The organism is Pedobacter sp. (assembly GCF_035317785.1).
In the GTDB taxonomy this organism is placed as follows: domain Bacteria; phylum Bacteroidota; class Bacteroidia; order Sphingobacteriales; family Sphingobacteriaceae; genus Pedobacter.
Genome location: NZ_DATHGC010000351.1, coordinates 1 through 14,855 on the forward strand (window position 1 = coordinate 1; position 14,855 = coordinate 14,855).

Annotated in this window: 14 protein-coding genes; 2 read left to right on the forward strand and 12 right to left on the reverse strand. The window is 45.5% G+C overall.

Translation table 11 applies throughout. The features are described from left to right. Positions 1 to 461: Gfo/Idh/MocA family protein (locus tag VK541_RS21925; RefSeq protein ID WP_324372666.1), on the forward strand; the 461-nt coding region annotated here is incomplete at its 5' end. Here VK541_RS21925 and VK541_RS21930 read toward each other — a convergent pair. Then, on the reverse strand, positions 462 to 1,352 hold the full coding sequence (locus VK541_RS21930) for an SMP-30/gluconolactonase/LRE family protein (RefSeq protein WP_324372667.1): 891 nt from the start codon (positions 1,350 to 1,352) through the stop codon (positions 462 to 464). Positions 1,353 to 1,467: 115 nt separating this feature from the next. Here VK541_RS21930 and VK541_RS21935 point away from each other — a divergent pair, with 115 nt between their 5' ends. After that, positions 1,468 to 1,725, forward strand: a complete 258-nt coding sequence (locus VK541_RS21935) for a hypothetical protein (protein ID WP_324372668.1) — start codon at positions 1,468 to 1,470, stop codon at positions 1,723 to 1,725. Between the two features lies 1 nt (position 1,726). Here VK541_RS21935 and VK541_RS21940 read toward each other — a convergent pair whose 3' ends face one another. The 11 genes from VK541_RS21940 to VK541_RS21990 form a co-directional block, all read right to left on the reverse strand. Beyond that, the gene (locus tag VK541_RS21940; protein WP_324372669.1) at positions 1,727 to 4,291 is read right to left on the reverse strand and encodes a DUF5686 and carboxypeptidase-like regulatory domain-containing protein; all 2,565 of its coding nucleotides are present in this window, start codon (positions 4,289 to 4,291) and stop codon (positions 1,727 to 1,729) included. A 111-nt stretch (positions 4,292 to 4,402) separates the two neighbouring features. Further along, positions 4,403 to 5,689, reverse strand: a complete 1,287-nt coding sequence (locus VK541_RS21945; protein WP_324372671.1) for a sensor histidine kinase — start codon at positions 5,687 to 5,689, stop codon at positions 4,403 to 4,405. Positions 5,690 to 5,692: 3 nt separating this feature from the next. Next, positions 5,693 to 7,066 carry a sigma-54 dependent transcriptional regulator gene (locus tag VK541_RS21950; protein ID WP_324372672.1) on the reverse strand — a complete coding sequence of 458 codons (1,374 nt, stop codon included), beginning with the start codon at positions 7,064 to 7,066 and terminating at the stop codon, positions 5,693 to 5,695. Between the two features lie 20 nt (positions 7,067 to 7,086). Then, positions 7,087 to 8,259 (reverse strand): ABC transporter permease, encoded by a 1,173-nt coding sequence (locus VK541_RS21955; RefSeq protein WP_324372673.1) that lies wholly within the window; start codon positions 8,257 to 8,259, stop codon positions 7,087 to 7,089. 33 nt (positions 8,260 to 8,292) lie between these two features. Next, positions 8,293 to 9,528 (reverse strand): ABC transporter permease, encoded by a 1,236-nt coding sequence (locus VK541_RS21960; protein WP_324372675.1) that lies wholly within the window; start codon positions 9,526 to 9,528, stop codon positions 8,293 to 8,295. Between the two features lie 21 nt (positions 9,529 to 9,549). Beyond that, positions 9,550 to 10,215: an ABC transporter ATP-binding protein gene (locus VK541_RS21965; protein WP_324372676.1), complete on the reverse strand. Its 666-nt coding sequence runs from the start codon at positions 10,213 to 10,215 to the stop codon at positions 9,550 to 9,552. Between the two features lie 25 nt (positions 10,216 to 10,240). Beyond that, the gene (locus VK541_RS21970) at positions 10,241 to 11,734 is read right to left on the reverse strand and encodes a TolC family protein (protein WP_324372677.1); all 1,494 of its coding nucleotides are present in this window, start codon (positions 11,732 to 11,734) and stop codon (positions 10,241 to 10,243) included. Positions 11,735 to 11,738: 4 nt separating this feature from the next. Further along, complete coding sequence (locus tag VK541_RS21975) at positions 11,739 to 12,986, reverse strand: efflux RND transporter periplasmic adaptor subunit (RefSeq protein ID WP_324372679.1); 1,248 nt, start codon at positions 12,984 to 12,986, stop codon at positions 11,739 to 11,741. Positions 12,987 to 13,214: 228 nt separating this feature from the next. Beyond that, a complete protein-coding gene (locus tag VK541_RS21980) occupies positions 13,215 to 13,892 on the reverse strand; it encodes a pseudouridine synthase (RefSeq protein WP_324372681.1) in 678 nt (225 codons plus the stop codon). A 26-nt stretch (positions 13,893 to 13,918) separates the two neighbouring features. Beyond that, complete coding sequence (locus VK541_RS21985) at positions 13,919 to 14,230, reverse strand: hypothetical protein (RefSeq protein WP_324372682.1); 312 nt, start codon at positions 14,228 to 14,230, stop codon at positions 13,919 to 13,921. 72 nt (positions 14,231 to 14,302) lie between these two features. After that, on the reverse strand, positions 14,303 to 14,855 hold a 553-nt coding region (locus tag VK541_RS21990), incomplete at its 5' end, for a DUF763 domain-containing protein (RefSeq protein WP_324372683.1).

Here is a 14,855-nt window from a genome sequence, read left to right on the forward strand (position 1 = left end):
GTATTTATGCGATCAACGGCTCCAGGTATATGGTGGGCGAAGATCCGGTCTGGGTAACTGCGCAGGAAACAAAAACACAGCCGGAGCGGTTTAAGGAAGGTGTGGACGAGACCATCCAGTTCCAGTTTGGTTTTCCAGGCGGCGCTGTGGCCTCCTGCCTTTCTACTTATGCCATGAACAATCTGGACAGGTTTTTCCTGAACGGCGAGAAAGGATTTGCTGAGCTGCAGCCTTCAACAGGCTATGGCCCGATAAAAGGACGCACCAATAAAGGTGAGCTGACGCACCCGCATGTGACCCATCAAACGGTACAGATGGAAGAATTCTCTGACATCATTCTGGCTGGTAAAACACCTGTAGTTCCGGTTGATGGTGAAGAAGCGGTAAAAGACCTGAAGATCATTGATGCCATTTATCTTGCTGCAAAAACGGGTAAGAAGGTAGAATTGAAATTGGGGTAGTTACTCCACCCCTTTCACTGTTGTCGGGATCGTGTACACTGATTTAGAGGAAGTGATGAAGAGGTCTGACCTGTTCTTGCCCCCAAAGCATACATTACCCGTCCATCCTTTGAGTGGAATATGGGCGATCTGGGTTCCTTCAGAATTGTATACGGTCACCCCGTTGCCGCTAATGTAAATATTGCCCTGGTTGTCCAGTGTCATTCCATCTGATCCTTTTTCAAACATCAGCTTTTTTTCTGTCAGCTTCCCTTCTGCAATGGTGTAGCGGTATGTCTTTTGCGCACCAAGATCGGATACATACAGGTATTTTCCATCGGGTGTGCCGACAATTCCATTGGGTTGTTTGAGGTCGTCCAATGCCAGCTGGATCTTCTTTTTCTTGCCTGCGGGAATATAATAGACGTTTTGTTTTTCTATTTCAGGTTTCTTTCTGGCCCAGTAATCGCGCTGATAATAAGGATCCGTGAAATAGATACCTCCTTGTTTGTCCATCCACAGGTCATTGGGGCCGTTTAGCTTTTTGCCATCCAGGTCGGTGATCAGTACGGTTACTTTTTTATTTTTATCAATAGACCAGAGTTCGTTCTTTTCGTCGGCACAAGCGATCAGATTGCCTTTTTTGTCAAAATATAAACCATTGGAACGTCCGGTTTTGTCCATGTATAAGGAAAGTTGTCCATCGGTACCGTATTTCCAGATCTTGTCGTTGGGCTGATCGGTAAAGTAAATCTCCCCCTTCTTATTGACCGCCGGCCCTTCAGTAAAGGCAAAGTCACTGCTGATGAGTTTAAGGTCCTGCGGATTGAAGATCTGTGCCTTACCGGATGTTGCCCCCAGACTCAGGGCAAACAGCAAAAGACAGCTGGTATATTTTATGCTTGGTTTCATCCTTTGAATTTAGTACAATTTTCCAAAAATGTGACCCGAGGGTGTAAAACTGTTACAAACCGGCTAAACATTGACTGCAGTTTATTGTTTATTTGATGTAACTAAAATAAACATCATGGCCGAGCAAACTGAAAACAAAGGATTAGACAACTGGAACAAAAGACTGGACCAGAACCTGGAATCTGAAAAACACGGGGATGAAGTCGCTGACCTGAGGGCTGAAGATTTTTCCAATGAAGCGGGCAGCGGAGACCAGTCTGACGATCCAAACCGCGATATCTCAGCTCACGAACCACAGGAACAGGAGGACAATATGGCCAAGAACCATCCGCATTCTGCAAACAGGGAGGATAAGCTGGATCGGGAAGAATAGTCTAAAAATCAAACTTGACCCTGGCACGAATGCCCCAACCAGACACCATTGGATTGTCCAGGTAGGTAAAACGTTTGACCGCATCGACTCTGAGTACTTTAAAGATGTTGGCTACACCTACGCTACCTTCTATATAAGGATCACTGTTTAACGAGCCTGTAAGCGGTATACCTTCTTTATTCCGTACAAACTGAAGGGTTGAAGTGTTTATGGCCGGATTGTTTTCATCACGCAATCCGCCGTACAAAGCTTTAAATGACAGTACTTCCCTTAATTTCAGGTGACGGATCAACGGCATCTTATTGAAAAAGAAACCATTGAAATTATGGTCGATGTTGATGCTGGCATAATGGTCACTTACAAACTCCATGAAGTTCATCAGGTTATAGGAATTGAGCTGATAGGCATAGGTTTGGTTAGCACGATGTATATCCAGCAGAGGAAATGGCACTTTACCTATGATATAGCCGCCTTCCAGCGTCACATCACTATAACCCAGCTGCGACAGGTAAAAACGCTTGTCGATGCTCCCCATGAAATTGTGGTAGTTGTATTCCCCGCCTACAAGGCCTTTGATGCCTGCTGTATACCGGAGGTTAAAAACCGGGTTAGGACCAACCAGCGGCGTCCGGTATATTTTACCCTGGTAGAATTTCTCATTTGGTGCATATCGGAGCTGCAGGGTCACCTCAGAGGTACTGATGTTGTTGATCCGGGTAAAAAAGTTATTCGGGGAATTGTTAAAATACAGGTTGCCGGCAGGTGACTGGTTCCATTTGCGCAGGCCCAGGCTATAAGAGAAATGGTTTTCAAATTCATGTACATAGTCGAGCCTGTAAAAGTCATTGTACAGCATCATGTTGTTCTCTCCCCTTTTGAAGGAAAGCAGGAAATTGTCCTCCTGTACAAACTGCAGGTCTTGTCCGGGGATCTTGGTATCGCGCTGAAAGCTCGCCCTCAGGTAGTTTTGCGGAAACGCATAAATGGATTTATTGTTTAGCGAATAGGTACCGCTCAGGAAGTATTTCCATTTCTGATCGGTAAATCCATAAGCAGCGTAGGTCTCAAAATAATACCTTTTGCTCAGTGCTGTGGTCGTTCTTCCACCAAGACGCAAACGGAAACCCTCTACATTGTTAAAGCTGTAAAAGGTATTGACTGGTCCCATTTCAAAAGGACCGAAATCTTTATATCCCGCAAACAGTAAGGTCACTACATCCATTGTTCTTTTGAAAGAAGGTATGGTTTGCAGGCTGTCAATGTTGTGGTATACCTGCAGGTTCAGGTTTCCCAGGGATTCAGGCCTGTTGGCAGACCAGAAGGCATCTGATTTAGCCGTTGCATCGGGTGCTACCGCAAGTTTAGCAGGGATTTTATATACAGAATCAGGGATAGGCTCGTTGATCTTGTAATCTTTGAAGCTGACCGTACGCTCACCGGTAAAACCTGTACCGCCCTTTTTGCTCAGTCCGAAATCGACGATCAGGTTACTCTTGCTCAGGTGATAACGTTTGTCCGGATTCTGTTCAAAATCAAGCTTTGCCTCGAGTGCACGCACAAAGTTGAGGTTGATGTCTTTATTTACGGTCAGGTAGGCGTTCTGAACGGCATAGTTGCCATCCAGGGTCACATACAGCTTGCCTTCAAACAACAGATCTGTTTTGTTTCTTGGCATAAAAGCCAGTTCCACCAGCTTCGGATTGTGGTCTTTAATGGTGTCTGTAATAAAGAACTTATAAAATGCGGGTGCACCATCTGCTATCGGGCTCAGCAATTGATTGCTGACCACAGAGATGTTGTTTTCATAGATGTCAATATCCTGGTACATCCTGTCAAAATAGGAGCTCAGGCCCTGGTTGTCGATGAACTTCTCATCAAAATTGACCTTTTTATCGGCAATGATGATGGATTTGGTTTTCTCCGGGTGCTTGGTATAGTAGTTTTCAGAAAGTTTTTCCTGCTGAAACACAGGTAGCATGGTCTTTCCGCCTATTTTAGCGGAATCCTGCTCCTGGAACAGGAACTGGTAATTGCGAAAGATCTTTTTGTTTTTGAACTTATCAGAAAGGTTGCTCATGGAAAACAGCATGCGCTCGTACTTTTGGTAAGTAACCTGGTCGTAGCTTTCAGTCCTGTTCTTTGATTTGTTGGCAATCACCTTACGGATCAGCTCAACAGCCGGGTTTTCCCTGTTTCTGTACGGTAATCTTTTAGTTCCCCTGATTACCACTTCATTCATCTGCATGGCTTCATCCTGCAGCTGAACGTTGATCGTTTGCGCCGTAGCGGGCTTAATGTTTTTGACTTGTGTCTTGTAACCCACATAACTGAATTTGATCTGGGTATCATTGCCGGTTAGGTTCATACTGAACTTTCCGTCTATATCCGTCTTACCGCCCATACCGCTGGGCATCAGGGTAAAGGAGACATAAGGAATGGTTTCTTTGCTGGAGGCATCGGTAACCGTTCCGCTGATCCTGGTCTGCTGGGCAAACAAGCTGGTAGTGAAGGCGAGCGTGAGCAGCATCACTATACTACTTATATTTTTGATGTGTTGTAGTCTCATGTGTCACTTAAATTAATAAGTACGACAAAGTTAATACTCAACATTTGAATATTGTAGTAAAAAAGTCAGGATGATAGCCTGAGATAAATGTTATGACACGAAAATGAAAAATCAGGTTAGAGAGATGGAAAATTCTGTCTGTCCGGGAGTACTCGTTTTGAGTGAAAAATCAAAACCGTGATTCAATAAGATCTCCCTGACCAGTGTCAGTCCTATGCCCTGCCCGTCTTTCTTGGTACTGAAAAACGGGCTGAACAGCTGCTCATTCAGTTCTTCTGAAATGCCTTTCCCATTGTCAGCTATAATCAGGGTCTTACTGACAGGATCCAGTGAGAACCTGACCAGGCCATTAAGATCAATAGCTTCTATCGCATTTTTCACAATATTGATCAGCACTTGTTCCATTTGCAGTGCATCAGCGGAGATGTAAAAAGGCTGATCCGGCAGGTCAAATTCGAAACCGACAACATGCTGCCGTGCCTTTATCTGCATAAAATCAGCCACGGTGCGGATTAATGGTAAGATATCAAAGCGAAGTTTACTGACAGGTGAAAGTTTGACCAGGTCAGCAAAATTTCTCATGAACAAATTAAGGTTCTGGTTTCTTTCCACAGCTACATTCAGGGCATTCTTTAATGGTGCTTTATCTGCGGCCTGCCAGAACTCATTCGTATCAAGAGCCATATTAAGAATGGAATTCACGGGGCCGATGGTATTGTTGACCTCATGGGCCATCATCCGGATCACTTTACCATAAGCGCCCTTCTCGGCTTCAAAGATCTCTGCAGTCACTTCTTCTATCATCACAAATACCCTGGGAAAACCACGGTCTATAAAGTTGGACTTCTGAACCTTATAGGTATTGATGTTGCCTATTCTGACCGTTTTTGAGTCCCCTGTTTTGAGCGGTTCCAACTGCTTCACAAATTCGTCTGCCCCGGCACCCAGGATCTGCTCAGCTTTTGGATTGACCTGCCTGATCTGGTGGTCGTAATCCAATATAATGATCCCTGTAGGCGAGGTATGAATCAGTTTCTCCAAAAAGAAATGCTGGGCCTCCTGCCTGGTCCGCTCCTCCCGCAGCGCATCCATCATCTGGTTGTATACATTGATCAATTCATCGATCTCGGTCTTGCCTGTCAGCAAAAACTTCACATTAAAATCACGGTCTTTGATGGCGTTGATGCCGTCTTTGATATACGTAATGGGCTCGATAAGCTGCCTGTACAGGCCAATTGAAATAGACAAGGAGATCAGCACGAAAGCTTCTGATCCTATAAAAAACAATTTATCCTTTTCAAATATCAGGTAGCAGAGCGCTAAAAAGATCAGGTGAATAACAATGATAAAAAGAATAAATCTAGTCTTAAGCTTTACCCGGTTTATTCTCCACTTCATAGTTTAATCCTCATCATCATTAAATGGAATCTGGTACTTTTCCAGCCTCCGGTAAAGCGCATTGCGGGTTATTCCCAATGATGCAGCGGCTTTGGTGATCTTGTTGTGATGAAAATTCATGGCCCGTTTGACCATTTCAATCTCCATTTCTTCCAGGGTAATGCTTCCCACTCCGGGCAGCCGGATATTCTGTTTTTTAGCCGGTGAGATCTCGAGCTGTGTTTTGAAATCGTCTATGCCCAGTTCGTTGCTTTTGCTGACCAGGATCGAGCGCTCTACCAGGTTCTTGAGCTGCCTGATATTGCCCGGCAGTTCCAGCTGCTGCAGCCATTTCATTGCAGCAACGGAAACCGATAAATAAGGTCTGCTGTAAATCTCTTTTAAGTTGTCAATGAAGAAATTGACCAGCAAAGGAATATCACCTTTTCGTTCACGTAAGGGCGGCAAATGTATGGTGATCAGGTTGATGCGATACAACAGGTCTTCCCTGAAAGTGCCCGCACCGACCATTTCAAGGAGGTTTTTATTTGTTGCACACACCACCCTTGCATCCACCATTTTACTTCTGCTGCTGCCCAGTACCTCGTAGGTACGGTCCTGCAGTACCCGTAATAATTTCACCTGGCTTCCGGCTTCCAGCTCACCAATCTCATCCAGGAATATCGTGCCTTTATGTGCCATTTCAAAACGGCCCGTACGGTCAAACCGTGCATCAGTAAAGGCTCCGCGTACATGGCCGAATAGCTCACTTTCAAAAAGTGATGATGATATCCCGCCAAGATTGACCTTTACAAAGGGTTTGTTCCTGCGCAGACTGTTTTCATGGATTGCCTCGGCGATGAGTTCTTTGCCCGTTCCGCTCTCTCCGAGAATAAGCACAGACGCATCTGTACCGGCAACCTGTCCGATGGTCTCGAGAATTGACAGCATCACCGGGTCCTCAGCAATGATCTGACTAAAATTGTATTGCTGGTCCAGCTGCCTGCGCGTACTGTTCTTTGTCCTTGCGGTATGTAACTCCAGCAGTGTCTTTACCGACTGAAGAACGTGGTCATTGTTCCAGGGCTTATTGATAAAATCATTGGCACCCAGCTTCATCCCCTGTACAGCGAGGTCAATACTGGCCCATCCGGTGATGAGCACAACAGGGACATTCGAATCTATAGCCCTTATGTTTTTCAGCAGTTCCATCCCTTCCTTACCTGAAGTATCGATAGAAAAGTTGAGGTCTAGGATGATCAGCTTTGGAATCTGCTGGCTGACGATACTCAAAGCATCTTCTGCATTTTCAGCAGTAAGCACCTTATTGCCTGCACTTTCCAGCAGCAATGCCAGGGAAGTTCTTACGGCGATGTCGTCATCTACAATCAGGATCATATACAAAGTTAATATAGTTATTATTCTTCATGCAATGCAATTGCAGGATGTATGGCTGCGGCCTGCCTGCCGGGATATAATGAGCATAATATGACCAGTATATAAATGAACAGAATGGACAAGAGCAAAGCAATAAAATAGACACTTGAGGGCAGGTCAAACACATTTAATAAAGGGAACTGAATCGCAAAGAAGCTTCCCACAATGATGGATAATGTAGCGAGCAGTAAGGATTCGGTCACCAATTGTGAAGCTACAGATGAACCGCTGGCGCCAATTGCCCTGCGTAGCCCAATTTCGCCACGGCGCTGACTGATGTTGTACCAAAGCACACCAAACAAGCCCAATGCCACATTGATGATCAGGAAACCAGCCACAATGCCGCAGATGATAACAGGAATAACCGTATCGGCATTTTTTGATTCGCGCATTTCAGTCAGGTGTTTGATCTCGATATTTGAACCCGGAATGGTTCGTGCCAGCAGTTTGGAAAGGCGGCTTTCAAAGGCTGCGTCCGCCTTATCCGAGACCTTGATCAATATCGTACCGATCCATTCAAACGATCCGGAGTCGAGCATTTTGAACATACCCTGGCCTGCAGGCCAGTAATCACCAGCGGTTTTGATGTCTTCAACAACCCCTATGATCTTCGCCTTATCATCACCAATAAGTTTGCCTATAGCAGACTGGCTGCCAAATATGGCTTCCTTCAATGTGGTATTGATGACGGTAGGATTACTTTTCATAATGCGGTCCTCTTTTTTAAACCACCTGCCCTCCACCACTTTGGCAGATAACGTCTTGTCATAGCCTTCATCGACCTGATAAAAATTAACGCGATTGTACTTTTTACCATTATATTCAAAGCCCGAAGTAGAATTGCTATTCGAATACGGATAATTATAGCTTGAAAAGGAAACCTCTTCTATCTGCGGAACTGAGGCCAATGCAGATTTTACCTGACCGTAAAAAGTAGCCAGTGTATCTCTGTCCTTTGTTTTCAAGGGATTGGTATAAGATATCGACCAAACCCGTTCATGCTCAAAGCCCGAGGGTTTAATGTAATTGAGGTAATAAAATACCAGCATGGAAGAGATCGCAAAAATCACCAGAAAGGAGACCAGGATCTCGGAGAGGAACAGGATATTGTGTTTCCTTTTGTTCCATATCAATCTAAATAAATGTCTGAACATGATCATGTCTTGTTATGTAAATAAAAATTTTGATTAGCGGACCTTCAGTGCCGAAACCACATTTAGCCGCGACATTCGCCATGCGGGATATACCCCTGACATCAGGCCGAAAATTAAACAAAGCCCTAATCCAACGCTCAATACAGTAAAATTGAGCGACAATTTGAGGTCAGGTATTAAACTGGACTGGTTGAAAAAATAAATCACGATCAGCGAAAGCAATATCCCCAGGATACCGCCCAATAGCGTAAGGATGATATTCTCTACCAAAAACTGGTAAACCAGTGTTTTCGAGGAAGCCCCAAAAGCCTTGCGTACCCCGATCTCAGATGACCTTTCGATGATTCTGGTCACATTAATATTGACCAGGTTTATAGTAGGCAGCAACAAGAAAAGCAACACAGACAAAGTTACAATGATGATCATTTTGCCGAACCCGGAGCTGTCATCCGTACCAAAAAGCCGTCTCGCAAAGTCCTCAAATATGGTATCCGCATGCGCATATAATTTGTCGAAATCCTTTTCATTAGGCACTTTGCTGAGCATCTTTTTGTATTCTGCACGGACCGCAGGCAGGTCTGCTTCCGATTTCGCAAGCAGTGTTACGCCGAAATTACCCATCAGGCCCTGCTCTTCGTATTTACTTTTGGAAACCGTGTACGGCAAATAAACATCCCCGTAATAATTCCTGTTACTCCTGGGTACGCCCTTTACCACACCAACGACCCTGTAATTGACATTGTCCAGCTCAATGAACTTTCCAGCAACCTTATCCAGATCCCCGAAATAGGCCTTTTTTGTGCGCTCAGAAATGACTGTTACCCGCTCCGCATTGTCTAGTTGCTGTTTGGTATAAGACTTGCCCTCCAGAAAATCGTACTCAGCGACGTCCCAATAGGCATCATTGGTATATTTAAATTCGACATTGATCTTTTTATTGTTGACATAAGCATTTGCAGTTCTGCCAAAAGTGTAAAAAGCGATCTTTTCAGGTTTTTTAAGTGTAGAGATGTAGCGTTTGATGAAATTGAGAGACATTGAACTGCCGTTGATCCAGCCTTTCTCCGAGTTTTTTATCGTTACCCGGTCCGCATAAAGAGACCTGTCTCTTTTGTAATCGGGATAAGAGGGGCTCAGCACATTGTCCAGCAGTGCAGTTGTCGTCATCAGGATAGTCAGCGTAAAACTGATCCCGAACAAGCTGATGAACGTGAAGAACTTCCTGCGGAGCAGCACTGCTATAGCGATTTTAAAATAATTTTTAAGCATGATTTGAATGGTTAAATAAAACTATTGAACCTGGGATCCATCAAATAACCTCACCAGCCGGTGCGTTTTGTGCGCCATGTTTTCATCGTGGGTGACCATGATGATGGTCGTACCATCGTTCTTGTTCAGATTGATCAGAATCTCCATGATCTCATTGCCCATGGCACTGTCGAGGTTTCCGGTAGGCTCATCAGCGAGAATGATCTGCGGACGGCCGACTATGGCTCTTGCTATGGCCACACGCTGCCGCTGACCACCGCTCAGCTGCGTAGGAAAGTGTTTTAGCCGGTTGCTCAGCCCTACCTTTGTCAAGGCCTCAGTAGCCAGGTCCCTGCGTTCCTTTGCTGACGAAGTACGGTACAGCAAAGGCAGCTCCACATTGTCCAGTACCTGTAGATCATTGATGAGGTGGTAACTTTGAAATATAAACCCCAGTTTCTGGTTTCTGAACTTTGCCATCTGCTGATCATTGAACCTGGAAGTATCCTGGTCATCGATCTTGATGCTTCCTTTTGAAGGCTCATCCAGCAGGCCGATGATGTTCAGCAGTGTGCTTTTGCCGCATCCGGAAGGCCCCATAATGGAAAGAAATTCGCCCTTTGCGATGTCCAGGCTGATGTCATTAATGGCCAGTGTCTCCACCGTATCAGTCCGGTAGACCTTTTCAATATTTTGTAAACGTATCATAATATAATGATTAATAATTTGTGGTTTATTTATAGGTTATCTTTTCATTTCGTTCAAAATCATATAGCGATAAGTATCTCAACTGGTAATAAGCCCCCCAGAAATCCCTCAACGCTGCTATAAAATCTCTTTTTGCCCTGTCATTTTCCTGGAAAGCGATACTCAGATCAGTAATACTGAGATTGCCCAGCACATAGCGCTCACTAGCGATCTGGTATTTTTCAGCGGCGATCCGATCAGCCTGCTCTGTCAGTTCCATTTGTTCCTGCATCATGTTAAACAGCGTCACCTGCGTCACGATCTGCTGCTTGAAAGTCTGCTTGTCCTGCTCGACCTCGTAAACTGTAAACTGCTGATTGGCCTCTGCCGTTTTGGCCCTTGATTTAGACCTGCCCCAGTCCAGCACCGGGATAGACAACTGGATCTCTACAGACTGCTGGCTTTTTGGCGATTTGTAGACATCAAAGATCCGGTTTCCTGCATTGGAGAAGCCAAGATTAGCCCGCAGTGTAGCCACCAGCCCATTCTCGCCCTTAGCCTTAGCCACATCCCTTTTCGCTTCCGAAATGCGTCGCACAAAAGCAATGGCATCAGAGCGGTTTTCAAAAGCCTCCGCCAAAACCTTATCCGCAGACACGCTAAACTGCCCGACAGCCGCAGGTGTAGTGAGCACAATCCGGTCATCACCCTCTATCCCCGTATAACTGCGCAGCGTCAACCCTGCTATTTCCACGTCACGTTTGGCCGTACCCACTGCCTTTTGGGCATTCAAACGCTCAAGCTGCAGTTGCAGGATCTCATTTTTAGAAACCTTACCCAGCTCAAATTTAGTATTTGCAATGTTCAGGATCTTATCCGTATTGGCAAAATTGCTTTCCGCCAGGTGCAGGTTGACTTGTGCCAGGAGCAAATCAAAGAAATAGCCGGTCACCATGATCGAGATCTTTTCCTGGGACTCTATGTAGGTCTGCTTGCTTTCATTGAACTTCAGTGGTTCTATTTTCTTGTCCCATTTCAGGCTGTTGAACTGCAGCAAAGGCTGCGTATAGCCGATGCCGTAAGGCGTACCATTGTAAAGTACCGTATTCCGGTCAAAATCACTGAAGCGCTGCAACTCCGTGGTTCCGTAAACAGTTCCACCTGTGGCAGCTATACTCTGCTTAAAATCCAGCGTCAGCGATGAATTGTCATTGCGGATCGGCTGAAACAGTATCGATCCATTGGGCTGCAGCACCTGGGCATAGGTCTTGTTGTAGCCCGGTAAAATACCGCTTAAGGCCAGCTGTGGCTGATAATTGGACTTAAACGTCCGCCATTCCCAGTATTTGGTTTCCCTTACGGTAATGGCCTGTTTGGCGGCAATGGAATTGGCTTTTGCCTTTTCCACCACCTCCTGAAGGGTCAGCCTGAGGGTATCGATGACGGCTGCGGAGCAAACTGTGTTGAGTGTACCAGCTCTAACTACCTGTCCAGTACTTGCAATGACCGTTAAAAACAATATGATTAATCTGATCTTCATGGCCTCAATCTTCTATCACAATTTCTTTTGCATACTCGTATTTGCTCAGATCGGAGGTGATCACCTGCTCGCCTGCTTTTACCCCACTGATGATCTCGATGTAATCAAAATTGCTGAGCCCTGTTTTCACTTCTCTCCTGATCGCCTTACCGTTTTTCAGCACAAAGATCTGCTGCAGATTGGAGCCTTTGAAGGCCGGGCCATTTGGTACACGCAGTACCTTACTCCGTGTATCGGTGATCAGGAAAACATCGGCTTTCAAATTGGGCCTTAGCAGTTTGCTGTTCTTTTCATCAAGCTGTATTTCAAATGAAACAATAGAATTGCTGACCGCCGGAGAGATGCTAGCCACGACACCCCGCAGTTGCTGTTCATTGATCCTCACAATCGCCGGCATGCCGTTGCGCAGCTGGTCCAGCTGATTGTCAGAAATGCTTCCGGCTACTTTATAACTGCTCAGATTGGCAATTCTTGCCAGCGACTCTCCTTCCTTTATGCTTGCTCCAATATTCTTGTTGACCCAAGTCACCACGCCGTCTCTTGTAGCAACAACATTGGCCAGGTCCAGTTTTCTTTTGAATGCCAGCTGGTCATTTCTTTGGATGGCCAGGGCAATCTCTGCCTCCCTGATCTCGATCTTCATGGTCTGCTGTTTGCTCCTGATCTCATTTTCGAGCTGCTGCTTTTCCAGCTCAGCCACCTTCAGGTTCAATTCGGCTTCCTCTATATCTTCCTTGGTTCCGCCGCCTGCTTTAAAAAGCCTCTGCGCGCTTGACACCGCATCTTTAAAGTTACTGATGCGCAGTTGCTTGATGCTGTTACTGGATTTGATGTCATAGAAACTCTTTTCCAGGTCCAGCGTCAGTTTCCTGATCTCGTTTTCTTTGGATTCGATCTGAAAGCCCAGTTTGTCGAATTCGGTCTGTGCAGCAGATTTATCCAACGTCAGGATCGACTGCCCGGCTTTTACTTTAGTGCCGGCGTCCATCAGTACATTTCTTACTGCCGCATTGATCGGGCTGGTGAGGATCTCCTCAAATTCCGGCAGTACATCGCCGTTTGCATTAATGGTATTTTCAATACTGCCTGTTTCGGCTATCGCAGAAGTAATTTCTGATTTAGATATAGAAGGTTTGATATAGGCACGCATGGCCAGGACAGCGCCAATGATCATCAGCACAACGACAGCTATGATCAGGGTTCTTTTCTTTTTTCTTTTGGTAGTGACTTCTGCTTCAATCGACTTGTCCATTGGTTGTTTTATTTGGACAAGGGTTTGCAAGGCAAATGCCAACAGCAAACAATTGATTTACAGAAAATTATGAAATATCTGTTTTAGAAAAATGCCCGATATCGAACATTTTGGCTGAAATCGGGCAAATGTACAGAAGGATAAGACAACCTGCCATTGACCTGCCTGGCTATAATCGCTATAGAACATTATAGAAAGTCTACAGAAAGACTACCCCGAGGCCGGACCTTACCAGCCCATTAGCTGGTTAATCCGCTCAAATTCTTCTTGTACAGGAGCCTTTAAATGCAATTCAGCTCCCGTTACCGGATGCCTGAACAACAGCTCAGAGGCGTGAAGGAGCATGGTCGTCATCTCCCACTGTTCCTTAAAGAATTTGTTCTGTTTATTGCAGCCATGCTTCCTGTCGCCAATGATAGGGTAAAATATGTGGGCAAAATGCCGGCGCAGCTGGTGCATACGACCTGTGGTGGGTGTCGCTTCAATCAATGAATAGCGGGACGTAGGGTGTTTGCCAAAAGCAACGTCCAGTTCCGCACGTTTCAGCGTGACAAATGAAGTAAACGCATCTTGCAGGGTTCCGTTTTCTTTGGCCAGCGGATAATCGATGTCTTCCTGATCGGGCGCATAGCCTCTCAGCACGGCGAGGTATTTTTTTTGTACCTCGCCATTCATAAACTGCTGGTGCATAGCTGTCTCTACATCTTTTTCAAAGGCAAAAAGCAATAAGCCCCCTGTTTTTCTATCCAGACGGTGCACAGGGCTCACATGCCTGCCGACCTGGTCCCGCAGCATCTGCAAAGCAAACACTTTTGCATCACCTGCAATGGATGAACGGTGAACCAGCAAACCATGGGGCTTATTGATGGCAATTAAATGATCGTCCTGATATACTATTTCCAGCATTATTAAATTTTGCTGCGAAGATAGAACTATTTTGAGGTAATTTCCTGGACCTCCAGCAGGTCCGGACCAGCCTCTATGGGATAGCCGTCTACTTTCGTACCTTTTAGCGTGACTTGTTTGTCTACAAAGCCATCCAGATTTACTTTTTCACTTTTTAAAGCGTAAGTTTTATCTCCTGCTTTGAGTACGTGTGTGCCGTACTGAAAGGTCGATATGCCTAATTTTTCGAGCTTGCCGCTCAGCTCAATGACATCTGTTTTTGGGGCTGGTGTTTGTTTGGTTGTGCCACATCCGGCTGCAGTCGCGCCGATAATCAATAGGAATAACAATTTCTTCATATGCTGTTAACGTTTGGGATTGCCATTTCGCTACAAAAACCGCACCTATTTTTCAGAAAAATCACTCATTTACTAAAATAAAGCCAGCTGCGCGTCGCCCTTTGGAGGTTTTGCATCCCCAAACACGGTCTTCCCTCCATATTTCCATGACTCCTCACGCTCATTTTGGATCAGCTGGTCAAAATTGTCATTTGGAATGAAATTCTTTTCTGCACTAAAGGCCAGTTCGCTTAGCTTTTGAATGGCCTGCAGTTTGTCTGACTGTCCGATTTTTGCCTTTTGGACTGCTTTGCTGAGTACGCTTATGGTTTCATCATAAACTTTGATGGGTACAGGAAATGGATGGCCGTCTTTGCCGCCCTGTGCAAAAGAAAACCTTGCCGGATCTGTAAACCTGGCCGGTGTACCGTAAATGACCTCGCTCACCAAAGCCAAGGACTGCAGGGTTCTTGGCCCCATACCTTCTAAAAGTAACAATTCTTCAAAATCTGCCGGTTTCTTTTCATGAGCAAGCCACAACATGGCACCCAGCCTTTTGAGGTCCACGTTTTCTGACCTAACATCATGATGTGCCGGCATGACCAGCTGGCGTGCTTCAGTGATCATCCTGTCGGGGTGTTCTGTG

Bases quoted from the DNA above. Each gene is read 5' to 3' on its own strand.
- VK541_RS21930 (WP_324372667.1), bottom strand. From the start codon at position 1,352: ATGAAACCAAGCATAAAATATACCAGCTGTCTTTTGCTGTTTGCCCTG.
- VK541_RS21935 (WP_324372668.1), top strand. From the start codon at position 1,468: ATGGCCGAGCAAACTGAAAACAAAGGATTAGACAACTGGAACAAAAGA.
- VK541_RS21940 (WP_324372669.1), bottom strand. From the start codon at position 4,291: ATGAGACTACAACACATCAAAAATATAAGTAGTATAGTGATGCTGCTC.
- VK541_RS21945 (WP_324372671.1), bottom strand. From the start codon at position 5,689: ATGAAGTGGAGAATAAACCGGGTAAAGCTTAAGACTAGATTTATTCTT.
- VK541_RS21950 (WP_324372672.1), bottom strand. From the start codon at position 7,066: ATGATCCTGATTGTAGATGACGACATCGCCGTAAGAACTTCCCTGGCA.
- VK541_RS21955 (WP_324372673.1), bottom strand. From the start codon at position 8,259: ATGTTCAGACATTTATTTAGATTGATATGGAACAAAAGGAAACACAAT.
- VK541_RS21960 (WP_324372675.1), bottom strand. From the start codon at position 9,528: ATGCTTAAAAATTATTTTAAAATCGCTATAGCAGTGCTGCTCCGCAGG.
- VK541_RS21965 (WP_324372676.1), bottom strand. From the start codon at position 10,215: ATGATACGTTTACAAAATATTGAAAAGGTCTACCGGACTGATACGGTG.
- VK541_RS21970 (WP_324372677.1), bottom strand. From the start codon at position 11,734: ATGAAGATCAGATTAATCATATTGTTTTTAACGGTCATTGCAAGTACT.
- VK541_RS21975 (WP_324372679.1), bottom strand. From the start codon at position 12,986: ATGGACAAGTCGATTGAAGCAGAAGTCACTACCAAAAGAAAAAAGAAA.
- VK541_RS21980 (WP_324372681.1), bottom strand. From the start codon at position 13,892: ATGCTGGAAATAGTATATCAGGACGATCATTTAATTGCCATCAATAAG.
- VK541_RS21985 (WP_324372682.1), bottom strand. From the start codon at position 14,230: ATGAAGAAATTGTTATTCCTATTGATTATCGGCGCGACTGCAGCCGGA.